Below are 22864 nucleotides of genomic sequence, written 5' to 3' on the forward strand. Positions count from 1 at the left end.
GTCCTTGCCGATCAGGTAGTCGGCCAGCTCATGCACGGCGGCCTCCACCGTCAGCGCGCGGCCCTCGACCACGGGTTCGCCCCAGCCGGTGACGCACTCATCGGTCTCGATCTTCAGGAAGCACCAGCGCGGCGGCACGATATAGGTGGTCAGCTTGGTGATTTTCATCGTTGCAGTCTCTGTTGATGTGGCCCGGCCACGATTTTCATTTGTTTGGGATCAGCTCTTGCGGCGCTTGACGGCGGCAGTTAGGTCGCGCTCCGCGATGTCCAGCATCCGCCTGGAACAGTCGGCGGCGGCGGCGCGATCCCTCAGCCTCAACGCCTCCACGAGTTCGAAATGGATGTCGATCGCCTCGTCATGCCGCTCGACCGCTTCGTTGGAGGCATGCAGCGAAAAGCGGAGCGCGGCTTCGATGATCCCGGCCATCTGCAGGAAGACGCGGTTGCCGCTGGCCTTGAGCAGGCAGACATGGAAGCGGGCGTCGGCTTCGGTGAAGGCTTCGAGATCGCCTTCGCTGTCGCGCATGTCGCGCCAGGCGCGTTCGAGTTCGGCAATGTCCTGCATGCTGGCGCGGGCGGCGGCCATGTCGGCGGCGGCCGGCTCAATGGCGCGGCGCGCCTCGAGAATGCAGGAGAGCAGGTCCGATTCGAAGATTTCCGGCCCGATCCAGTCGAGCACGCGCGGATCAAGGATGTTCCACTCGGTCTTGGGGCAGACGACGGTGCCGACCTTCGAGCGGCTGCGCACCAGCCTGAGCGATTCGAGCGCTTTGATCGCCTCGCGGATCACAGTGCGGCTGACGCCGTAACGCTCGCAGAGATCGTTTTCGCGCGGCAGGAATGTTCCCTCGGGGTAAATTTCGGAACAAATGTCCCGCGCAATCGCCCCGACGACGCTTTCTCTCACCCTGGGTCGGCGCGGGCCAGCCTCTGACACTGGCGGCATTTCCTCGATCATTTCCACATTCGTCTCCCCCAGATCACGAGAAATGCGCGGCGTGCGCCATCTCGTCAACCCGTCTCCATCAGGGTCGCATTATAAACGTCTGCATTCATCATACAACATGAATTGACGGATATGATGATTCATTCTACAAAAGGATGACTGCGGGAGAGGCAGTGACATCACAAGGGAGGACTTCATGCGTATTCTGACCACGATACTGCTCGCCGGCGCCATGGCCGTAACCGGCGCCGTCTCGGCATTTGCCGAGGACGTGAAGATCGGCTTCATCGTCAAGCAGCCGGAAGAGCCCTGGTTCCAGGACGAATGGAAATTCGCTGACCAGGCCGGCAAGGAAAAAGGCTTCACCGTCGTCAAGATCGGCGCTGAAGACGGCGAAAAGGTCCAGTCGGCGATCGACAATCTCGGCGCCCAGGGCGCTCAGGGCTTCATCATCTGCACGCCTGACGTCAAGCTTGGCCCGGGCATCGTCGCCAAGGCTGCTGCCAACAATCTCAAGGTCATGACGGTTGACGACCGTCTGGTCGACGCCTCCGGCGCGCCGCTCGAAGACGTGCCGCATATGGGCATTTCCGCCACCAAGATCGGCGAAGCCGTCGGTCAGGCGATCGTCGACGAAATGAAGAAGCGTGGCTGGGACCTGAAGGATGTCGGCGCAATCCGCGTGTCCTACGACCAACTGCCGACTGCGGTGGATCGCGTCGAGGGCGCGCTTTCGGTGCTGAAGGCCAATGGTTTCCCGGAAGCCAATATCTTCAACGCGCCGCAGGCCAAGACTGACACCGAAGCCGCGCTGAACGCCGCAACCGTGGTGCTCAACAAGAACGCCAATATCAAGAAGTGGATCGCGGTCGGCCTCAATGACGAGGCGGTGCTGGGCGCGGTGCGCGCTGCGGAATCGGTCGGCGTGACCGCCGACAACTTCATCGGCATCGGCATTGGCGGCGCGGATTCCGCCATCAACGAGTTCAAGAAGCCTGAGGCCACCGGCTTCTTTGGCACCGTGATCATCTCGCCGAAGCGCCATGGTTACGAGACGGCGATGAACATGTATGAGTGGATCGCCAATGGCAAAGAGCCGGAAAAGCTGACGCTGACCGCCGGCCAGCTCGCGCTGCGCGACAATTACCAGGTCGTCCGCAAGGACCTCGGCATCGAGTAATCAGCCTCGGGTCAAACCCGAAACGCGATCTTACGGCCCCGGCGACCTTCGCCGGGGTTTTCTGGGGGACGAGGCGCATGGCCGATTATCTGGAATTTTCCGGACTGACTAAAACCTATCCGGGCGTGCGGGCCCTGTCGGACGTATCGTTCGGCGTTCGCCGGGGCGTGGTGCATGGGCTTATGGGTGAGAACGGCGCCGGTAAATCGACGCTGATCCGCCTTCTCTCGGGTGATCAGTCCGCTGACGCGGGCGTGATCAACATTGACGGCCGCGAGCAGGTCTACCGCTCTGTCAGCGACGCCTTTGCGGCCGGCGTGGTGGTCATCCATCAGGAGCTCCAGCTCGCGCCTGACATGACGGTGGCGGAAAATCTCTGGCTCGGCCGCTTTCCCGGCCGCTTCGGCGTCATCGACCGCAAGACGATGCGCGAGACGGTGAAGGCGCGGCTCGGCGAGATGGGCGTCGACATCGATCCCGACCGCAAGGTGGGTTCGCTGTCGATCGGCGAACGCCAGATGGTGGAAATCGCCAAGGCCGTCATGGTGAAAGCGCGCGTAATCGCGTTGGATGAGCCGACCTCGTCGCTCTCCTCGCGTGAAAGCGAAATCCTGTTTGCGCTGATCGACCGCCTCCGGGCGGCTGGCGCGGTCATTCTCTATGTCTCCCACCGGCTCGACGAGATCTTCCGGCTCTGCGACGGCATGACCGTGCTGCGCGACGGCAAGCTCGCCGCCCATCATCCCACCCTCGACGGCGTGAGCCGCGACCAGATCATCAGCGAGATGGTCGGCCGCGAGATCAGCAATATCTGGGGCTGGCGAGGCCGTCCGCTTGGTAATGACAGGCTGAAGGTCGAGGCCCTCTCGGGCGCGCGCCTGCGCCATCCCATCAGTTTTTCGGTGCGGCGAGGTGAGATTCTCGGCTTTTTCGGCCTTATCGGGGCTGGTCGGTCTGAAATGGCGCGTCTGGTCTATGGCGCGGATCAACGCTCGTCCGGCCGCGTCAGTCTTGACGGCGTGACGATCACGCCCGACAGTCCCGGCGCCTCCATCCGGGCGGGTATGGTGTTCTGCCCGGAAGACCGCAAACATGACGGCATCATTCACGGGCGGTCGGTGGAGGAGAATATTTCCATCTCGTCCCGCCGGCATTTCTCGCCGCTCGGAGTCATCAAGCCGAAGCAGGAGGCGGACCTCGCCGACCGCTTCATCCAGACGCTGCGCATCCGCACGCCCTCGCGCCGACAGGACATCGTCAATCTCTCGGGCGGCAACCAGCAGAAGGTCATTCTCGGCCGCTGGCTGTCCGAACAGGGCGTCAAGGCGCTGATCATCGACGAGCCGACGCGCGGCATCGATGTCGGCGCCAAGGCGGAGATCTACGACATCCTCTATGGCCTCGCGTCGGACGGCATGGCGATCATCGCCATTTCCAGCGAATTGCCGGAGATCATGGGCATTGCCGATCGCATCATCGTGATGTGCGGCGGCGAAAAGTCCGCTGAATTCACCCGCGACCAGTTCGACGAAAAAACCATTCTCGCCGCTGCGCTGCCCGATGAGGCAGTCGTAAAGGCCGCTCATTCTTGATGGAAAGACCAATGTCCGCTTTGAAGAAAATCCTGCTCGGCGAACAGGGCCTGCTCGTGATCTTCGCGCTCGCCTTCGTCATCGTCTCGCTCACGGTGCCGAACTTCCTGACCGAGCGCAATGTGCTGGGCCTGCTGCAATCCGTCGTCACCATCGGCATCGTCGCCTGCACCATGATGTTCTGCCTGGCGTCGCGTGATTTCGACCTGTCGGTTGGCTCGATCGTGGCCTTTTCGGGCATGGTGGCGGTCATGGCCTCGAACGCCTCCGGCTCGATCCTGATCGGCGTCGCCGCCGCCATCCTCTGCGGTTTCGCCGTGGGAGCGGTCAATGGCGTGGTCATCGCCCGCTTCCGTATCAATGCGCTGATCACCACGCTCGCCACCATGCAGATCGTGCGCGGTCTCGCTCTGATCGCCTCGGATGGCCGCGCCGTCGGCATCAATGACCCCGCCTTCTACCAGCTGGCGCTGTCGCGCTTCCTCACTATCCCCACGCCGATCTGGGTCATGGCGCTGTTCTTCATCGTCTTCGGCTTCCTGCTCAACCGCACCGTCTTCGGCAAGAACACGCTGGCGATCGGCGGCAATCCCGAGGCGTCGCGACTGGCGGGCGTCAATGTCGTGCGCATGCGCATCTGGATCTTTGCGCTGCAGGGCCTGGTTTGCAGCGTGGCGGGCGTGCTGCTCGCCTCGCGCATCACCTCGGGCCAGCCGAATGCTGCGACCGGGTTGGAGCTGTCGGTCATCTCCGCCTGCGTGCTCGGCGGCGTCTCGCTGGCCGGCGGACGGGCGACGATGACGGGCGTCTTCATCGGCGTGATGATTATGGGCATTGCCGAAAACGTCATGAACCTGCTGAATATCCAGGCCTTCTACCAGTATCTCGTACGTGGCCTGATCCTGCTCATCGCGGTGCTGCTCGACAATCTTCGCATGTCGGCGGCAGGCCGGCAGAAGTGACGACGGCGCTGCTCAGGCTCGCTTCCGACAGGATCGAGACCTCGGTCTCGTTGCAGGGAGGCGGGCTAGGCGCAGTGCGGTTTGACGGTTTGGAGATCATGCCGCCGGTCGGCGGGGTGAAGGCGGATCTGAGCTGCTTTCCGCTTGTTCCCTTCGGCAATCGCGTCGAATTCAACCAGTTCGAGCGCCTTGGCAAGACCTACCGTTTCACCCCGAACAGCAGCGATCCGCTTTATCTTCACGGTGATGGCTGGATGGGGACCTGGGCTGTTCGAGAGATGGAAGGCGACCGGATCACGCTGTCACTGCGGCAACTTCCCAGCGATGGGACGCCCTACGTCTATTCCGCCGAACAGACCCTATCTGTCACCGGCGCCCGCCTGTCGCTGTCCCTGTCCGTGCGAAACCAAGGCGAGGAGGCTTTGCCGTTCGGTCTCGGACAACATCCGTTTTTTCTCCGCACGCCGGACCTGCGCATCAAGGCGCAGGTTTCGGGCTATTGGACGGAGCGGGCGGGACATTTGCCGGATGCGCGAACCGCGCCGCCTGCCGATCTCGATCCCCGAGTGGGCGCATATCTTCCCGACCGCTTCCTCAACAACGCCTTCGATGGCTGGGATGGCGTGGCCCGGATCCACTGGCCTGAGCGTGGCGTCTCCGCCATGATGACGGCTAGAGATCATAGCGTCGCCATGCTCTATGCTCCCAGCCCGGAGGCGGGCTTCTTCTGTTGGGAGACGATGACGCATTTGCCGAACGGGCATCATCAGCCTGAATTCGGCGGCCTGCGGCTGTTGGAGCCGGGAGAGGCGATGCAATCGAACGTGACGATAGATTTCAGGAGAGACGATCTTGGCTGACAGGTTGACCGGCAAGCGGATCATGATCACCGGCGCCGCCCAGGGTATTGGCCTCGCCATCGCCGAGGCGGCTATGCGGGAAGGCGCGGCGCTGCTGCTGATCGACCGTGACGGCGATCTGCTGGCTGCTTCGGTGGAGACGCTGCGGGCGCGAGGCGCGCGGGTGACGAGCGATGTCGCCGACATTACCGACACGGCTGCGATCGCCCATGCCGTGGAGCAGGCGAAAGAGGAGATCGGGCCGATCAACGCGCTGGTCAACAATGCCGGGGTCAATGTCTTTTCTGAGCCGCTGGCCTCCACAGACGAAGACTGGTCGCGCTGCTTCGACGTCAATCTCAAGGGCGCCTGGAACTGTTGCCGGGCGGTGCTGCCGGATATGCTTGTGGCAGGAGGGGGCGCTATCCTCAACATCGCCTCCACGCACGCCTTCACCATCATCCCGCACACATTTCCCTATCCGCTCGCAAAGCATGCGCTGATAGGGCTCACCAAGTCGCTCGCCATCGAATATGCGCCACGCCAGGTGCGGGTGAATGCGCTGGCGCCGGGCTATGTGGCGACCCAGAAGGTGATCGATTACTGGAACAGTTTTCCGGATCCCGAAGCCGCCAAGGCCGAGACGATGAAACTGCATCCCGGCGGACGCATCGCGGAGACCGAGGAAATCGCCATGGCCGCGGTGTTCATGATATCGGACGAATGCCGTTTCATGACCGGCGCCTGCCTGACCGTTGATGGCGGACTGAGCATCCTGCACCATCCGGCATAATCACTTGGCGCTGAGATCGCGTTCACTGGCCCGAGGGCTTCAGCTCAAAATTGCAAAGGAGCCGGGCGTCGAGGCGTCCGGCTCCTGTTTTTCTACTCAGTTTGAGGCGCTTGAAACGTAGGCCGCCTCACGCAGCGGGCAAGAGCGACTGGGGCTTGCCATGCGAGGAATGCGCCGATCCAGACATCTCCGCGTCGACCGCCTCGACATTCTGCGCCAGCTTCTGGTCCGTGTGCTGTGTCAGCGCCTTGTTGCCTGTGATGCGACGCGCCAGCACGTAGAATACCGGCGTCATGAAGATGCCGAAGAAGGTGACGCCGATCATGCCCGAAAACACCGCAACGCCCATGGCGGCGCGCATCTCGGCGCCGGCGCCGGTGGAGATCACCAGCGGGACCACTCCCATGATGAAGGCCATCGACGTCATCAGGATCGGGCGCAGGCGAAGACGGCTGGATTCAATGGCCGCTTGCACAGGGGTGCGGCCTTCGAATTCCAGTTCGCGGGCGAATTCGACGATCAGGATGGCGTTCTTTGCCGATAGCCCCACCAGCACGATCAGACCGATCTGGGTGAAGATATTGTTGTCTCCGCCCGTGAGCCAAACGCCTGCCAAGGCGGCCAACACGCCCATCGGTACGATCATAATGATCGCCAGCGGCAGCGTCAGGCTTTCATATTGCGCCGCCAGAACGAGATAGACCAGAAGCAGCGCGAGCGGAAACACTAGCACCCCAGAACTTCCGGCGAGGATCTGCTGATAGGTCAGATCCGTCCATTCGAAGCTGACGCCCTTGGGCAGGACCTCGGCGGCGATTTTTTCGACGGCCGCTTGGGCCTGCCCGGAGGAATAGCCGGGCGCCGCGCCGCCATTGATGTCTGCGGCGAGAAAGCCGTTATAGCGGTTGGTCCGCTCCGGGCCGGTGGTGGCGTCGACCCTGAGCAGCGCCGAGAGCGGGATCATTTCGCCCGACGCCGAGCGCACCTTGAGCTGGCCGATATCCTCAGCCGTGGCGCGGAATTTGGCGTCCGCCTGGGCGCGGACGCTGTAGGTGCGACCGAATGCGTTGAAGTCGTTGACATAGAGCGAGCCGAGATAAATCTGCAGCGTCTCAAACACATCCGTCACCGACACGCCCAATTGCTGGGCCTTGGTGCGGTCGATATCGGCAAACAACTGCGGCACATTGATCTGATAGCTTGAGAACAGGCCAGCCAGCTCAGGCGTCTGATAGGCCTTGCCGAGGAAGGCCTTGGTGGCCTCGTCGAGCGCCTGATAGCCGAGACCGGCGCGATCTTCGAGCTGCAGCTTGAAGCCGCCCGTCGTGCCAAGCCCCTGCACCGGCGGCGGCGGGAACATGGCGATGAAGGCGTCCTGGATCGCGCCGAACTTTTGGTTCAGTTTCATGGCGATCGCGCCGCCCGAAAGATCCGGCGTCCGGCGTTCGTCGAAATCCTTGAGCGTCACGAAGACAATGCCGGCATTGGAGGAATTGGTGAAGCCGTTGATCGACAGACCGGGAAAGGCGATGGCGTGTTCGACGCCCGGCTCGGCCAGCGCGATGTCGCTCATGCGCTTGATCACGTCTTCAGTGCGGTTGAGCGTTGCGGCGTCGGGCAATTGCGCAAAGCCGATCAGATACTGCTTGTCCTGCGCCGGCACGAAGCCGCCCGGTACGGAATTGAACAGACCGTAAGTCGCGCCGACCAACGCCAGATAGACGAGCATGACCAGGCTCTTGCGGGAAAGAAGGCCGCCCACGCTTCGCCCATAGCCGCTGGAACTTGCGCCGAAGGCGCGGTTGAAGCCCCGGAAGAACCAGCCGAATAGAAAGTCCATGCCGCGCGTCAGCCAGTCCTTCGGCGCATCGTGACCCTTCAGCAAGAGCGCTGCGAGCGCGGGCGACAAGGTCAGCGAATTAATGGCCGATATCACCGTCGAGATGGCGATGGTGAGCGCGAACTGGCGGTAGAACTGGCCCGACAGGCCGGTGATGAAGGCGAGCGGCACAAACACCGCGACCAGAACCAGGGCAATGGCGATGATCGGGCCCGACACTTCCTTCATGGCGCGATAGGTCGCCTGGCGCGGGGACAGACCATTCTCAATGTTGCGTTCGACATTTTCAACCACGACGATCGCGTCATCGACAACGATGCCGATGGCAAGCACCAGGCCGAACAGGCTGAGCGCATTGATGGAGAAGCCGAAGGCGTACATGACCCCGAATGTGCCGATGATCGACACCGGCACCGCGATCAGCGGAATGATCGAGGCGCGCCAAGTCTGCAGGAACAGGATGACGACGAGCACCACAAGCGCAATGGCTTCGAGAAGCGTATCGACGACTTTCTCGATCGAACTGCGCACGAATTTGGTCGTGTCATAGACGATTTCGTATTTCACGCCTTCCGGCATCGCCACCTGCAACTCGTTCATGGTCTTGACGACCTCGTCGGAGATGGTGATGGCGTTGGAGCCGGGAGCCTGGAAGACGGGAATAGCGACGGCGGCCTTGCCGTCCAGCAGAGAACGCAGGGAATAGTCGGCTGCGCCCAGCTCTACTCTTGCGACATCGCGCAGGCGGGTGATCTGACCTGCTTCGCCGCTCTTGACGATGATGTCGCCGAATTCCTCCGGCGTCTGCAGGCGGCCCTGCGCATTGACGTTCAGCTGCACGTCAATGCCCGGAAGATTGGGTGAAGCGCCGATGACGCCTGCGGCGGCCTGCACATTCTGTTGACGGATGGCGCTGGTAATGTCGCTGGCCGCGAGACCGTGCTCGGCGGCTTTCTGCGGGTCGATCCAGACGCGCATGGAATAATCGCCCGAACCAAAGATCTGCACCTGGCCCACGCCCTGGATGCGGGCGAGGCGGTCCTTGATGTTCAGCACGCCATAATTGCGCAGATAGGTGATGTCATAGCGATTGTCGGGCGAAATGAGATTGACGACCATCATAAGGTCGGGAGAACTCTTTGCCGTCGTGACGCCAATATTCTTGACTTCTTCCGGCAGGCGCGGCTCGGCCTGCGACACCCGGTTCTGCACCAGTTGCTGAGCCTTGTCCGGGTCGGTTCCGAGCTTGAAGGTGACGGTCAGCGTCATGACGCCGTCCGAAGTCGCCTGGCTGGACATATACAGCATGCCGTCGACGCCGTTGATCTGTTCTTCCAGCGGCGTCGCCACCGTTTCCGCGATGACCTTGGGATTGGCCCCCGGATAGGTGGCGCGAACGACGATGGACGGCGGAACCACGTCGGGATATTCGGAGATCGGCAGCGCCCTCATGCCCAAAAGGCCGGCGACCACGATCAGGACCGACAGCACACCGGCAAATACCGGGCGGTCGACGAAAAATCGGGAGATGTTCATGGAGGAACCCTCTTCAACGAAAATATAGGGCGCAGCAGTCCGCCTCGGTCGCGCGACGCGCCGAACAGGGAGTCTACGACGATGGAAGCGCCTCCCGACCCTGGGTCAGGCGGGAGGCTGATGCGGCTATTGCTGCGGCGTGGAGACAGTCTCATTGGTCGCGAGCGCTGCGGTCTTTTCGACCTCAGGAGCGACCACGACACCAGGTCTTATGCGCTGCAGACCGTTGACGACGATCCGGTCTCCGATGCGCAAGCCATTTTCGACGATACGCATGCCTTCGGACGCCGAGCCGAGCGTGACCTGGCGGTAGCCCACCGTGTTGTCGGCTTCGACGACGAAGACGAATTTTTTGTCCTGATCCGTGCCGATGGCGCGTTCACTGACCAGGATCTTCTTTTCGGCCTTCGGCTGGCCCATGCGCACTTTCACGAACTGGCCCGGGATCAAGCGGCCGCCCGGATTGTCGAACACAGCGCGCACTGCGATCGTGCCGCTCGAACTGTCGACCTGATTGTCGATCAATTGCAGGCGTCCCTTGATCGGGGTGCCCTTGTCGGCGATCGTGCCAATTTCTACCGGGATCTGGTCGAGGGCTGGCGATGCTGCGGCCGGAGCGGGAAGCTCGGCCAACGCCCGGGTCACCGTTTCCTCGCTGACATTGAAGCTCGCATAAATCGGATCGATGGAGACCAGCGTCGTCAGCGCCGAAGATGTGGCGCCGGCTTCCACAAGGTTGCCGACGGTGATTTCCACCTTGCCGACACGGCCCGATACGGGGGCGCGAACTTTGGTGTAGCCGAGATTGAGCGAGACTGTCCGTAGCGCTGCCTCGGCTGTGCGGAGGCCTGCCTCGGTCTCGGTGAGCGCATTTTGTCGCTCGTCGAGATCGCTTTGCGAAATAGCCTTATTTTCGGTGAGCTTGCGGCCGCGATCCAGTTGTAGCTGGGCGAGGCTTACGCGCGCCTGGGCGGAGGCGACTTGCCCCTCGGCCTGGGCGACAGCGGCTTCATAGGGCGCCGGATCGAGGGTGAAAAGCAGGTCGCCGGCTTTCACGAGCGCGCCTTCACGGAAGGCGACGGACTGAATGACCCCGGAGACGCGTGGACGGATTTGCACGCGTTCGACGGCTTCCAGCCGCCCGGAAAACTCTTCCCACGCCGTGATGCTCTTGCCTTCGACGACCGCGACGGTCACCGGAACGGCCGGCGGCGCCGCAGGCGTCGAGGAAGCGGCGGCGGCGGTCCCGCTGGGCAGCTCGAAGAAAAATGTCGCGGCCGCCAAAGACGCAGCCAGTCCCAGGCCGGCGCCCGCGAGGGCCCAGCGCTTGCTGTTCGTTGTCATGGATTTCTCCTTGCGATCCCGGGAGGAGGCCCCGGGCTCAGTAGAGTTTCATCGTCAATCAGCCGGCGCCAAGTTCGTGAACGAAGTCCGCGAAATGCTGGCGAAGGCTCTCCGCCCACGATGGCGCGTGGCCGGATAGTCCGCCGTAGAGTTCAGGCCAACCTGCTCCGGCGGGATGCAGATGTTGGCGAACGTGATTGCCCGCTTGCTTCAGGCGCTCCGCATAACCCATAGCCTCCTCGCGCAACGGGTCATCATCCGATGTCGCCAGAAGCGTCGGCGCGACGCCGGTCATGCGCGAGCAGAGACAGGGGGCTGCGTATGGATGGCAGACTCCTGCGCTCAGATAGTGGCTCCAGCCCTCCGCCCACCGATCCCGCATACCCACCGAGTCGGCCTCACGCATCGATGCGGAGCCCATGAAGGGGTCCAGCATGGGCGACAGCAGAACCTGTCCATCCAGTTCCCGCGCCAGATGATCCCGCGCCTTGAACGCCACGGCCGCGGCGATATTACCTCCGGCCTCCTCGCCGCCGATCAGCAACAGAGACTTCCGGTCGCCCAATCCCGCCCGTTTCTTGGCGAGATAGGAAAATATCGAAAAGCCAACCTCCAGCGGCTTGGGAAACACCCCGCCAAGAGGGGCGAGATAATCCGGCACGACAACGATCGCGCCGACGCTAGCCAGACATTCCGCCGCCGCATTGTTCTGGATCTGCGATCCGAGAAAGGAGCCGGCTCCGAAATACAGAAGAACCGGCGGCCCCTTGCTGAACTCTGCGCCCTGATAGATCCGCGCCGACACGGGGCCGATGGCCACCTTGTCGAGCACCATGTCTTTCACGTCCACTGGCATCGTCTTCGCTTTCATGCTGCTGCATTATCACGCCCCGGACCCAATGTGCTCGTCTTTTGTGGCTTTAATGTAGATTGGTTTGAATGGTTGAACAAGTTCCGGAATTCTGCCATCACTGTTCGAAAATTCGAATAATATCGCGTTGCACAAACGACCGAGACCGGAAAGACAGACGCCATGGATCAGCTCTCGGCGATGCGCGCATTCATCCGTGTGGTGGAAACCGGGAATTTCACCCGCGCTTCCGACGCGCTCCGCATGCCCAAGGCGACCGTCACCAATCTCATCCAGGGACTGGAAGCGCATTTGCGCACCCAATTGCTCAATCGCACAACACGGCGCGTCGTCGTCACCACTGATGGAGCGCTCTATTACGAACGCGCCGTCCGAATCATCTCGGAAGTCGATGAATTGGATAGAAGCCTTTCCAACTCCACGACCAGCCCGAGCGGGAGGCTGAGGGTCGAGATGGCGGGCGCTTTTGCCGACTGGATCGTCATTCCGGCGCTTTGCGACTTCGCCAAAGCCTATCCCGATATCCGCCTCGATCTTGGCGTGGGTGACAGAACTGTCGACTATCTTGCGGAAAACGTTGATTGCGCGCTCAGGGCCGGCGCCCCGAGTGATCAATCGCTAATTGCCCGTCGCGTGTCGGAGATTTCCATCTTGACCTGCGCGGCGCCTGCTTACCTCGACAAGTACGGTGTTCCACAGTCACCCGCCGAGCTTGAAACGCTTCATTATTGCGTCAATTATTTCCGCGCCCAGACCAACCGTACGCTTCCGTTCGAATTTACACGCAATGGTGAGACGATCGAGGTGACGGGACGGTATCTTCTTTCGCTGAATGACGCGCGCAGCTATGTCGCCGCAGCGCTCGCCGGTCTCGGCGTGGCGCAACTGCCGCATTTTATGATCCGGGAAGAACTCAGCGATGGACGGCTGATCCCTGTTCTCACGGATTGGTCATGCGAGCTTCTGCCGCTCTATATCGTTTATCCGTCCAACCGGCATTTGAGCAACAAGGTCCGCGTCTTCGTCGACTGGCTCGTCAAACTACTCGGCAACCAAGCGATGAAGAACGACAACTTTTCCTGATTGAGAATTTTTCCGGACGTCCCTATGTCGCTAACCCCAGACGCCCTGATGCAACGATGCCGCCTCTTCAATCAACATCGGGCCAATCACCTCGACGCGCCGTTGGCCGGCCTCAAACACCACATGGCAGGGCAGATCAAGCGTGGGATTTTCCGGGTGATTGCCGGTGATCTCCTTGAGTTGGTTTTCGCTCAAGCCATAGACGACGCGGCCGATGCCGGCCCAATAGGCAGCGCCGGCGCACATGGCGCAGGGTTCGGCTGACGTGTACATGGTGCAATCGCGCAGAAATTCGACCGGATAGGTCTGTGAAGCCCGCGTCATCAGCACGCGCTCGGCATGCCCCGTCATGTCGCGGGTCGGCTGGTAGGCGTTCTCCTGCTCCATCAGCACGGCGCCATCCGGCCCGACGAGGATCGCGCCGAACGGATGATTGCCGCATTCCTGCGCCCGCCGCGCCACCTGAAAGCTCAGCCGGAGAAAATGCTCGTGATCGAGTCCCGGCAATGCCGTCATGATGCTGTCCCCTGTGATTGCGCCGAAAGGTTGCGCGATGAGAAAACGAATGACAAGCGTCGTTTTTCGATTCTATCGTTCGAAAAAACGCAACACTGGCGATCTTCCCATGCAACTGATCTCGTCTTCCGCCGTCCTTCTCGATGCCGTCGCCCGCGCCGGCTCCTTCCGTCGCGCCGCCGAAAACCTTAATATGTCAGCTTCCGCCATCAACCGGCAGATCCTCAATCTGGAGGAGGATGTCGGTCTGCCCTTGCTAGAACGGTTGCCGCGCGGGGTAAGACCAACCGCCGCCGGCGAGCGGCTGCTGGCCGATATCAGGCGCTGGCGCCGGGAGCAGGACATCGCGGCGGGCCAGTTGCGCGATCTCAAGGGGCAACGTCGCGGCTCGATCTCGATCGGGGCGATGGAATGCTTCGCCGCCGCCTTCCTGCCAGATGCGATCAAGGCGCTACAGGCGGAGATGCCCTTGGTTGAGACGGAGGTGGTCATCGGCGGCGGCGACGATCTCCTGCGCCGTCTCACTGCCAAGGAGATTGACATGGCGCTGATTTTCAACCCGCCGACCCGACTTCAGGCCGATATCGTCTATAGCCTGCGGGCGCGGCCGGGGCTGGTTATGGCGGCCAATCATCCGTTGGCCACCAGCCGCGCGACGCGGTTGGCCGATTGCCTGCGCCACGGCTTCATCCTGCCAGACCGCTCCATCGGTATTCGCAAATTTATCGAAGCCGCGTTCCAGGAAGCGCATGTCGATCTTTCCGCGGCAGTGACCACCAATTCCATCACGCTGATGAAGTCGATGCTGCGGATCGGCCAGAGCGTGGCGATCCTGTCCATCTTCGACGTCCATTCGGAAGTGGCGCGGGGTGAACTTGCATTCCTGCCGATCGAGGATCGGAAGTTGGAGGAGGAGACGCTGGTGATCGCCACACCGTCCAATCGACGTCCGCCGCCGGCGGCGCAGGCGATGATCGACATCGTCCGAACCTCGCTCGATTCGATTCAGCTTGCGCGTCAACCTTTGGCGATGCCGCGTTAGTGTTGCAAAAATTCGAACGCTTCATGCGGAAAACAGTTCTTGTGCGGTTGCGAAAGGGGTGGAAGTCTGACGCCTGTCAATAAGGCGGAACGGCATGAACTCCATCGACTTTCTCTCGCTGCCTAAGGCTGAGATCCACATTCATCTCGAGGGTTGCTTCGGGACGGAGACGATCGTGGAACTGGCGCGGGAGAACGGCGTGGCTCTGCCGCGCTCCGAGGAGCGCCTGCTCGATTTCAATGGCCTTGCCGATTTTCTGGAATTTCTCGATTTCATTTGCGGCTTGTCTAGAAGCCGCGACCAGCTCGCCAAATCCGCCTATGCCTTCGCCGAACGCATGGCCGCCTCAGGCGTCGGCTATGCCGATCTGATCGTCAATCCCACGCATTGGTCGGGCTGGAAAGGCAATCTCGCCGGATTGATTGATGGCCTGGACGCCGGCTTATCCGCCGCCGAACAGGACGGCCTGCCGAATGTCGGGCTTTGTATTTCCCTCCTCCGCCAGCAAACGGCCTCTGAAGCCGTCGATATCGTGGAAGAGCTGCTGCGGATCAAGCATCCGCGCGTCGTGGCGCTCTCGGTGGATGGCAATGAAGCGGCGGCGGGGCGCACCGGACCGAAATTCGCCGAGGCCTTCCAGCTTGCCGGTCGTGGCGGGTTGAAGCGTACGGCCCATGCCGGGGAATCGAGCGGGGCCGAAGGCGTGCGGGATGCGATTTTTCTGCTCGGCGCCGATCGCATCGACCATGGCGTTCGCGCGATCGAGGATGACGAACTCGTCGGCATTCTCGCCGACCGCCAGATCGCGCTCGGTGTCTGCCCGACCTCGAACCTGACGCTCGGACTGTATAAGGACATGGGCGAGCATCCGATCGACCGCTTGCGGCGCGCTGGCGTGCCCGTCTCGATCAACACCGACGATCCCGCACTGTTGCGGCTCGATCTTCCGACCGAATATGCCCGCACCGCAGAGCCCTTTGGCTGGGACCGGGAAACGGTGCGAGGCGTCGCCGCGACCTCGATCAAGGCCTCCTTCGCGCCCGAAGAGTTGAAGACGAAACTGCTGGGGGATCTCGCCGCATGGTGACCGGTCTGGCGTTCGCCCTGACAATCGCGCTCGCGTCTTCGGCCCATGCCGAAGAGGTCGACGTCGCCGCCTGGGTGAACAACCTGCCGACACAATTCCTGGTTCAGGGCTCGAAAGTCGAGCCGACCTATGTGGCGGCGGTGGAAATCCGCCGGGATGGCGACGTCGTGTCGATCCTGGGCGGCGCGCCAGCTTGGATGGAGCGGTCGCGGGAGACGATCGCGGTCGATAGCCAAGGCGACATGCGGCATCTCGTATGCCCGCCGGGCATGTCCTGCGACGGCGCTGCTCGGCCCGCCGGCTTTCTGTCCACCGCAGCCTTGCTGTCGGCCGCGCGACGCGGGACGCTGTCCGGCGTCGCCCGCGCCGAAGCCTATGGCGCCCGTCGCGTTCTCTGCCTGCCTGCCGAAACGCTCGGCGTCGACAAGCCCATTCTTGATCCCTGCTTCGATCTCGCAAGCGGCGCTGCCATCGCCCAGAAGAACCGCTTTAGCGGCAAGTTCGATGGTCCGAGCCTCGATCCCGTGACACTCCGCGTCCTCCCAGACACCAACAAGGAAAACGCCCCATGAACATGCTTCGCCGCCTCGGCCTCGCGGCCGTCCTTCTCGCCTCCACTGTCACCGGCGCCTATGCCGCTCCTCTCAAGGTCGCTCTGCTTGTGCCGGGCCATGCCAATGACGGTTCGTTCAACCAGGTGGCCCGCGAAGCGGCGGAAAAGCTCGCCACGGATGGCGAAATCACCTTCGAGTTGCGCGAGGAAATGGCCGATCCCTCCAAATCCGAGCCGGTGATCCGTCAATATGCGGCCATGGGCTACGACCTGATCATCGGCCATGGCATCGAATTGTCGGAGCCGATCCTGAAGATCGCTCCTGATTTCCCGAAAGTGCATTTTGCGGCCTCAGGCGGTCCGGATCTCGCGGGGCGACTTCTCGGCAATGTCGATGGCTGGACCTATGATTTCGGTCAGCAAGGCTATCTCGGCGGCTTCATCGCCGGCAAGCTTGGCGGCGTCTCCACTTTCGGCATGGTCGGCGGGCCGGAACTCGGCTTCGTGAAAGCCTCCCACAACGGCTTCAAGGCCGGCCTCAAGGAAGGCAAGCCCGACGCCAAAGTGATCGAAGCCTATACTGGCTCCTTCGACGACGCGCAGAAGGCGGCCGAAGTCACGCGCGGCATGGTCGCCCAGGGCGCAAAACTCGTCTGGACCTCGGGCGACGGCATCGGCAATGGCGTGGCGGCAGCCGCCTCCCAGGAAGGGGCTCTCACCATCGGCGTCACCGGCGAGGCGGGCGGCTTTGCCGCAAAGGTCAATATCGTCTCGGTCGTGCTCGATATGCATCCGACCTACAAGGCCTATGTCGACGACATCAAGGCCGGCAGCTTCGGCAAGAAGTTCTTCGTCTCCGGCATCGGCAACAAGGGCCTGATCATGACCAAGGTCAATGCGCTCGGCGAAAGCCTGCCCGCCGATCTCGACAGCCAAGTCGAGGCGCTGATCGCCGATCTCGCCTCCGGCAAGAAGACCTTGCCGAACTTCTTCGAGTAAAAGGTATCTCAAGCGTGACGCAGGCCCTCATTTCCCTTTCGGGCGTCAATAAGAGCTTCGGATCGCTCCGGGCGCTTGAGGATGCGTCGATCGCCCTCAGGCAGGGGGAAGTGACGGCCATTGTCGGCGAGAACGGTGCGGGAAAATCCACCCTCGCCAAGATCATCGCTGGGATACTGCCGATGGATACAGGCGCTTTCAATCTCGATGGCGGGGCCGTGACCAACTGGTCTCGCCGGCGCGCCATCGAGGCCGGTATCGGCTTTGTGCCGCAGTCGCTGTCGTTTCTCAAAAGCCTGTCCATCACTGAAAACCATCTGCTGGCGAAAACCGGCCTGCGGCTTGACCGCAAGGCGGCGAGTGCGGAGCTGGCGGAAGCAGCCAGCCTGATGGACATGTCTCTGGATCTCGACGCGCCGGTCGGACGCCTTAGTCTCGCCGAGCGGCAAATGGGCGAGATCATCGCCGCACTTGCCGATGGCGCGCGGGTGCTGCTGCTCGATGAGCCGACGTCAGCGCTTGGCCCCATCGAGATTGATCGGCTTGTCGCTGCAATTCGTAAGCTTGCCGCCTCCGGAACCTCGATCGGCCTGGTCACCCACCGGATCACCGAAGTCATGCGCGGCGCGGACCGGATCACGGTTCTCCGGGCGGGCAGGGTGGTGCTCGATGGCCAAGTTGGCGGCCTCGCCGGCGAGGATATCGCTCGCCTGATGGTCGGCGACCGGGACCGATCCGCAAAGGAAAAAACGACCAGTCAGAGCACATGGGCGAGGCTGAAGGTGACCGATCTCTCCGTCAAGGAGGGGGAAACGGTCGTGTTGGAAGGGTTATCCTTTTCGATCAGGCAGGGCGAGATCCTCGCCATCGCCGGCGTGGCGGGAGCGAGCCAGCCGGCTCTTGCGGAGGCGCTGGCCGGTCTGCGCGCTATACGGGGTTCGGTCGAAGTCGATGGCGTCGAGGTCAGCGGCGACGCCGTGCGCACCGCAAATGCCGATCTCGCCTTCATCCCGGAAAATCGCGCCGATGGCGTCGCCGCCGATCTGACGATTGCTGAAAACGCCAGCCTGTTCGCTATGGCCGGCAAGACCTTTCGTCGCTTTGGAACGCGGCGGCGCGCCGCTGAGCGGGCGCGGGGTCTAGAAATCATCGAAGCCTTCGACGTGCGTCCGCCCAATCCCGAAGCCCAGGCGGGCGGCCTGTCGGGAGGCAACCAGCAGAAGCTGCTCGTCGGCCGCGAACTGGCGGAAAAGCCCGGCGTCATCGTCGTGCATGGACCGACGCAAGGGCTCGATCTCGCCGCCAGCGCGGGCATTCGCGGCGCGCTTGTTAGATCTGCGGGAGAGGGTGCGGCTGTGGTTGTGTTGTCTGCTGATCTCGATGAACTGCTTGAGATAGGACACCGCCTCGTCGTCTTGACGCATGGGCGGTTGGTTGCTGAATTCGATCTTTCCGGCCCGGTGGATATGACCGCCATCGGCCGGGCCATGGCGGGATTGCCCGCTCAGGAGACGCCTGCATGACCGACAAGATCGCCTTTCCCGCCACCGGCGCCGCCTGGGCGCCCAGCGTTGAAGAATTGATGCGCATGCGCTTCGTCGCCGCCGGGCGCGAGAAGCCGGACCGCATCATTCGCGGCGGCAAGGTGCTGGCCCTGCATATCGGCGAGATCCTGGAGCGCGACGTGGTGATCTCGGGGCGCCATATCGCGGCGGTGACGCCGGTCGGTTATTTCGATTGTGATGACATCATCGACGCGACCGGCTATTTCGTCGCCCCGACCTTCATCGATGTGCATCTGCATATCGAATACACCAAGCTAGTTCCTGGCGAACTCGCCCGTCTCTCGGTGCCGCGCGGCACGACGACGGTGCTCGCCGACGCCAACTGCATCGCCAATGTGCTGGGCGAGGACGGGCTCGATTTCATGGGGACGACCACCACGCCGCTCCGTATCCTGCGCCAGGTGTCGCACAAGGTGCCGCAGGCGCCGGAACTGGAGCTCGGCGGCGCGCATCTGACCACCGAGCAGATCGCCTATCGCGTCCAGCGGCCGGACGCCGCCACACTCGGCGAATCCAACCCCTTCAATCTCGACGAATCCTCGGCGCGCAAGCAGGTCGCGGCGATCGCTGCCGGCAAGCGCATCACCGGTCACACCGCGCTTCTGGAAAACGAGCCGCTCTGGGCCTATCTCGCCGGCGGCATCTCCGACGATCACAACGCCCACAAGACCAAGGACGTGGTCGAGAGGCTGCGGCTCGGCGCGATGCTGACCGTGATGGCCGGCAGCATGAACGACAATACACCTGAGGTCTTCGCCGACATTCCCGCGCTCAAGGATGGCCTGCATCACATTTCCTTCTGCGCCGACGACAAGCTGGTGGAGGATCTGGATCGGCAGGGCCATATCGATCATCATGTGCGCAAGGCGATCGAATGCGGCGTCGAGCCGCTGAAGGCCTGGCGGATGGCGACGCTGAACGCCGCCTCCTATTACCGCATCGACCATCTCATCGGCTCCATCACCCCCAACAAGATCGCCGATCTGCAGCTCGTGCCTGATCTCGCCGAGGCGCGGCCAACATTGGTGATGGTGGACGGCAATGTGGTGGCGCGGGACGGCAAACCGCTGTTCGAGAACACCGATCCGGTGCCCCCTTTCACTCGCGACACCATCCATCTGCATCCGGATATCAACGCCGGTTTCTTCACGACAGAAGCTGCAGGCCCCAAAGCCTGGGTGCAGGCGATGGAAATGTATGACGGCTATTTCAAGCGCGCCTTCCACGCCGAACTCGACGTGGTCGACGGCAGGCTGGTCTGCGACACCGAGCGCGATGTCCTGAAAGTCGCCATCGTCGACCGCCACCACGCCACCGACAATGTCGGCGTCGGTTTCGTCAAGGGTTTCGGCCTGAAACGCGGCGCCATCGCTGCCACGACCAATTGCGAGAACCAGAACCTGGTGATGGTGGGCGTCAGCGATGAAGAGCTCGCCTTCGCCGCCCATGCCATCAAGGCGATCGGCGGCGGATATGTCGTCGTCGCCGATGGCAAGATCCTGAGCGCTGTGCCCCTACCGGTGGCCGGCTGCATGAGCGATCAGCCCTGGGAGACCGTGCGCGACCTCTCGCTGCTCTGCGATGAGGCGGCGAAGACGATCGGCTGCACCATGCACGCGCCGTTCCTGATCATGTCCTTCATCGGTCTCGTCGGCGTGCCGGATCTCGGCCTCACCGAACGCGGATTGGTGGAAACGAAGACGCAGAGCTTCACCGACCTCGTGCTAGGTCTTCAGGGCGGCCTTGTCTGCTGCCGCTGCCCGAGCCACGCCCATGACGTTCACAAGATGATGGATCCCGGCCGGTTCGAGGCTGTGGCGATCCCCGGAGAATGACCATGACCGCCAAACTTCCGCCGCTACTCGGCGCAGCTTTTCCTCCCGCCGGGTTGTCATCCGAAGAGACCGAGGCGCTGTCGACGCTGAGCAACATAGCCGAAACAGAGATTGCTCCGCTCGCAGCTGAAAATGATCGTATCGGTCGCTATCCGACCCAATCCATGGCAGTGCTGAAGCGCAGCGGCTTTCTCAAGAGCGTGCTGCCGAAAGAACTCGGAGGACTGGGATTCTCCCATCGGGCCTCAATGGAGGCGCAGTTGCGGCTGGCGTTGGCAGATTCCTCGGTCGCCCAGCTCTACAAGGTGCATGACGAGATCATCAGGGAAATCCTGACCTATTGCCCGCCGGCGCTGAAGCCGAGACTGGCCCGCGCCATCATCGACGACAGCGCGATCATCGGTCTGGCCGTGGCGGAGTCGGGCCGCAAGGTGGATGATCCCATGACCACGACCGCCATGCCGCGCCCCGACGGCGGCTTTACCGTCACCGGCAAGAAGATCTACACCACCGCTGCCGCCGAAGCCGATTACATCGCCACCTGGGCCTATAATCCTGAGGCGCCAGGCATTGCGGAAAACCCGCTCGCGGGCATGCAGCTCAACCTGATCCCGCCCACGACTCCGGGCGTCGCCATCCATCGCGACTGGGACCCGATCGGCCAGCGGGCCACCGATTCCGGCACGATCACCTTCGACAATGTGAAGACGGATCCCGACTGGAACGCCACGATCCCCGGCCAGTTTTCACCGCCGCATGCCTCGCTGCGTTATCAGGTCGGCTTCTGCGCCATCATGATCGGCTCGGCAGTCGCGGCGCTGCGCGAGGCGGCCGGCTTCGTGGCCACAAAAAGCCGCCCCTGGCCTTCCGCCGGTGTCGATAACGCCGCCGATGATCTTCTAACCCGCAGTAAGACGGGCGATCTCGTCGCCGATCTCGTGGCCGCCTATACGCTGATGCAGAATGCAGCGGATCTTCTGGACGCCTATGAGCGCGGCGAGATCGACCGCACGGAGCTCGCCATTCCCGTCTATGCCGCCAAGGTGACGGCGCATAAGGCGTCGCTCGCCGCAGCCTCGGAAATCTATACGCTGATGGGCACGCGGTCGGTGGCGCGCAGCAATGGCTTCGACCGGCATTGGCGCAACATCCGGGTGTTGTCGCTGCATGATCCCGTCGCCTGGAAGCAGGCCGAGATCGGTCGGCATGTGCTCACCGGCTGGCAACCCGAGCCGGGGCTTTATCAGTGAAGGCGGCCATGGGCGCATTCGGCTCGGCGCAGGTCTTGCGGATTTTCGGAGTGGTCGGCGCGCTGATTGCTTTGACCGCCGCTCTGGTGTTTGCGGCAGGCGCAGATCCCGTCGCCGCGCTCAAGGCCCTGATTTATGGCGCTTTCGGCGAAACCTATCTCTTTGCCGAAACTTTGGTGACGGCTATTCCTTTGGCGCTGGTCGGCCTGAGCGTCGCGCCCGCTCTGCGCGCCGGGATCTTCACCATCGGCAGCCAGGGGCAGTTGGTCATGGGCGCGGCGCTGTCGACGGCGCTTCTACAGGCCTCCGCCGGCGGATCGCCGCTGGCGCTTCTGGTCATCGGCTGCTTTGGCGGCATGCTGGGTGGCGTTCTCTTCGCCCTGATCCCGGCGCTCTTGCGGCTCCGTTTCGGCGTCAACGAGATCCTGTCGACGTTGCTTCTGAATTACATCGCCGGCTTCGGGCTGCTCTGGCTGTTGAAGGGGCCGCTTGCCGCCACAGCCCAGACGGCGACGCCGCGTAGCGATCCGCTGCCAGATGCCTCGCTCATTCCGACGCTCATTGAAGGAACGCGGCTGCATTGGGGGCTCATTCTGGTCCCGATCCTCGCTACAGCGCTCTGGTGGTGGGGCCGGTCGCGCTCCGGTCTGGTCTACAGCCTGTTTTCCACTCATCCCAAGCTTGCCGCTCGGCTCGGCCTCTCTTCATCACGGGCGACGCTGTCGGTGTTCATCATCGCCGGCGCCGGGGCTGGCCTGGCAGGCTGGGCGCAGGTCGCAGGCGTCACGCATACGCTCTATCCGAGCGTGGACGGCGGCCTGGGATTTTCCGGCATTCTCGTGGCCATTCTCGGCGGGCTCAATCCACTCGGTATTCTCGCGGCTGCCTTCGGCTTCGCCGCCTTGTCGACAGGCGCGCAGGGTATGCAGATGGGAACCTCGGTTCCGGCCACCATCGCCGTCGTGGTCGAGGGGCTGACGCTGTTGATCGTCGCGCTCGCTTTCCGGCGTAAAACGGGAGGGGCGTGAG

19 protein-coding genes and 1 pseudogene are annotated in these 22864 nt (G+C 62.6%); 14 read left to right on the forward strand and 6 right to left on the reverse strand.

Annotation, left to right across the window (positions count from 1 at the left end; all coding sequences use genetic code 11):
• Both M2360_RS13645 and M2360_RS13650 read right to left on the reverse strand, forming a co-directional pair.
• Positions 1-168, reverse strand: a pseudogene (locus M2360_RS13645) (D-galactonate dehydratase); the annotation flags it as partial.
• Between the two features lie 51 nt (positions 169-219).
• Positions 220-960 carry a FadR/GntR family transcriptional regulator gene (locus M2360_RS13650; protein ID WP_280775948.1) on the reverse strand — a complete coding sequence of 247 codons (741 nt, stop codon included), beginning with the start codon at positions 958-960 and terminating at the stop codon, positions 220-222.
• A gap of 184 nt (positions 961-1144) precedes the next feature.
• Here M2360_RS13650 and M2360_RS13655 point away from each other — a divergent pair, with 184 nt between their 5' ends.
• The 5 genes from M2360_RS13655 to M2360_RS13675 all read left to right on the forward strand — a co-directional run bounded on the left by M2360_RS13655 (position 1145) and on the right by M2360_RS13675 (position 6314).
• On the forward strand, positions 1145-2128 hold the full coding sequence (locus M2360_RS13655; RefSeq protein WP_280775730.1) for an arabinose ABC transporter substrate-binding protein: 984 nt from the start codon (positions 1145-1147) through the stop codon (positions 2126-2128).
• A 77-nt stretch (positions 2129-2205) separates the two neighbouring features.
• Entirely contained in the window at positions 2206-3720 is a 1515-nt protein-coding gene (gene araG / locus M2360_RS13660; protein WP_280775731.1) for an L-arabinose ABC transporter ATP-binding protein AraG, read from the forward strand.
• 11 nt (positions 3721-3731) lie between these two features.
• Positions 3732-4682, forward strand: coding sequence for an L-arabinose ABC transporter permease AraH (araH, locus tag M2360_RS13665; protein WP_280775732.1), 951 nt, complete (start codon positions 3732-3734; stop codon positions 4680-4682).
• On the forward strand, positions 4679-5542 hold the full coding sequence (locus M2360_RS13670) for an aldose 1-epimerase (RefSeq protein ID WP_280775733.1): 864 nt from the start codon (positions 4679-4681) through the stop codon (positions 5540-5542). Before araH ends, M2360_RS13670 begins: the two co-directional genes overlap by 4 nt.
• The gene (locus M2360_RS13675; protein WP_280775734.1) at positions 5535-6314 is read left to right on the forward strand and encodes an SDR family oxidoreductase; all 780 of its coding nucleotides are present in this window, start codon (positions 5535-5537) and stop codon (positions 6312-6314) included. Before M2360_RS13670 ends, M2360_RS13675 begins: the two co-directional genes overlap by 8 nt.
• Positions 6315-6441: 127 nt before the next feature.
• On the opposite strand, the gene M2360_RS13680 is transcribed toward M2360_RS13675, so the two are convergent.
• The 3 genes from M2360_RS13680 to M2360_RS13690 all read right to left on the reverse strand — a co-directional run bounded on the left by M2360_RS13680 (position 6442) and on the right by M2360_RS13690 (position 11890).
• Positions 6442-9690 carry an efflux RND transporter permease subunit gene (locus M2360_RS13680; protein WP_280775735.1) on the reverse strand — a complete coding sequence of 1083 codons (3249 nt, stop codon included), beginning with the start codon at positions 9688-9690 and terminating at the stop codon, positions 6442-6444.
• A 126-nt stretch (positions 9691-9816) separates the two neighbouring features.
• Positions 9817-11034 (reverse strand): efflux RND transporter periplasmic adaptor subunit, encoded by a 1218-nt coding sequence (locus tag M2360_RS13685; RefSeq protein ID WP_280775736.1) that lies wholly within the window; start codon positions 11032-11034, stop codon positions 9817-9819.
• Positions 11035-11092: 58 nt separating this feature from the next.
• Positions 11093-11890: an alpha/beta hydrolase gene (locus M2360_RS13690; protein WP_280775949.1), complete on the reverse strand. Its 798-nt coding sequence runs from the start codon at positions 11888-11890 to the stop codon at positions 11093-11095.
• A gap of 177 nt (positions 11891-12067) precedes the next feature.
• On the opposite strand from M2360_RS13690, the gene M2360_RS13695 reads away from it, so the two are divergent.
• Positions 12068-12988 carry a LysR family transcriptional regulator gene (locus M2360_RS13695; RefSeq protein ID WP_280775737.1) on the forward strand — a complete coding sequence of 307 codons (921 nt, stop codon included), beginning with the start codon at positions 12068-12070 and terminating at the stop codon, positions 12986-12988.
• Between the two features lie 30 nt (positions 12989-13018).
• Here the strand turns inward: M2360_RS13695 and M2360_RS13700 are convergent, their stop codons facing one another.
• Positions 13019-13504 (reverse strand): nucleoside deaminase, encoded by a 486-nt coding sequence (locus M2360_RS13700; protein WP_280775738.1) that lies wholly within the window; start codon positions 13502-13504, stop codon positions 13019-13021.
• Positions 13505-13553: 49 nt separating this feature from the next.
• Here M2360_RS13700 and M2360_RS13705 point away from each other — a divergent pair, with 49 nt between their 5' ends.
• The 8 genes from M2360_RS13705 (at position 13554) to M2360_RS13740 (ending at position 22863) form a co-directional block, all read left to right on the forward strand.
• On the forward strand, positions 13554-14546 hold the full coding sequence (locus tag M2360_RS13705; protein WP_280775739.1) for a LysR family transcriptional regulator: 993 nt from the start codon (positions 13554-13556) through the stop codon (positions 14544-14546).
• Positions 14547-14640: 94 nt separating this feature from the next.
• A complete protein-coding gene (add, locus tag M2360_RS13710; protein WP_280775740.1) occupies positions 14641-15633 on the forward strand; it encodes an adenosine deaminase in 993 nt (330 codons plus the stop codon).
• Positions 15627-16205, forward strand: a complete 579-nt coding sequence (locus M2360_RS13715) for a hypothetical protein (RefSeq protein WP_280775741.1) — start codon at positions 15627-15629, stop codon at positions 16203-16205. The genes add and M2360_RS13715 overlap by 7 nt, the downstream gene beginning before the upstream one ends.
• Positions 16202-17185 (forward strand): BMP family protein, encoded by a 984-nt coding sequence (locus M2360_RS13720; RefSeq protein WP_280775742.1) that lies wholly within the window; start codon positions 16202-16204, stop codon positions 17183-17185. Before M2360_RS13715 ends, M2360_RS13720 begins: the two co-directional genes overlap by 4 nt.
• 14 nt (positions 17186-17199) lie before the next feature.
• Complete coding sequence (locus tag M2360_RS13725) at positions 17200-18708, forward strand: ATP-binding cassette domain-containing protein (RefSeq protein ID WP_280775743.1); 1509 nt, start codon at positions 17200-17202, stop codon at positions 18706-18708.
• The gene (locus M2360_RS13730) at positions 18705-20585 is read left to right on the forward strand and encodes an adenine deaminase C-terminal domain-containing protein (RefSeq protein ID WP_280775744.1); all 1881 of its coding nucleotides are present in this window, start codon (positions 18705-18707) and stop codon (positions 20583-20585) included. The genes M2360_RS13725 and M2360_RS13730 overlap by 4 nt, the downstream gene beginning before the upstream one ends.
• Before the next feature lie 2 nt (positions 20586-20587).
• Positions 20588-21835 (forward strand): acyl-CoA dehydrogenase family protein, encoded by a 1248-nt coding sequence (locus tag M2360_RS13735; protein ID WP_280775746.1) that lies wholly within the window; start codon positions 20588-20590, stop codon positions 21833-21835.
• Positions 21836-21843: 8 nt separating this feature from the next.
• On the forward strand, positions 21844-22863 hold the full coding sequence (locus tag M2360_RS13740; RefSeq protein ID WP_280775748.1) for an ABC transporter permease: 1020 nt from the start codon (positions 21844-21846) through the stop codon (positions 22861-22863).
• Position 22864: the final 1 nt, after the last annotated feature.

Source organism: Rhizobium sp. SG_E_25_P2, from assembly GCF_029892285.1.
Classification (GTDB): Bacteria; Pseudomonadota; Alphaproteobacteria; order Rhizobiales; family Rhizobiaceae; genus Rhizobium_E.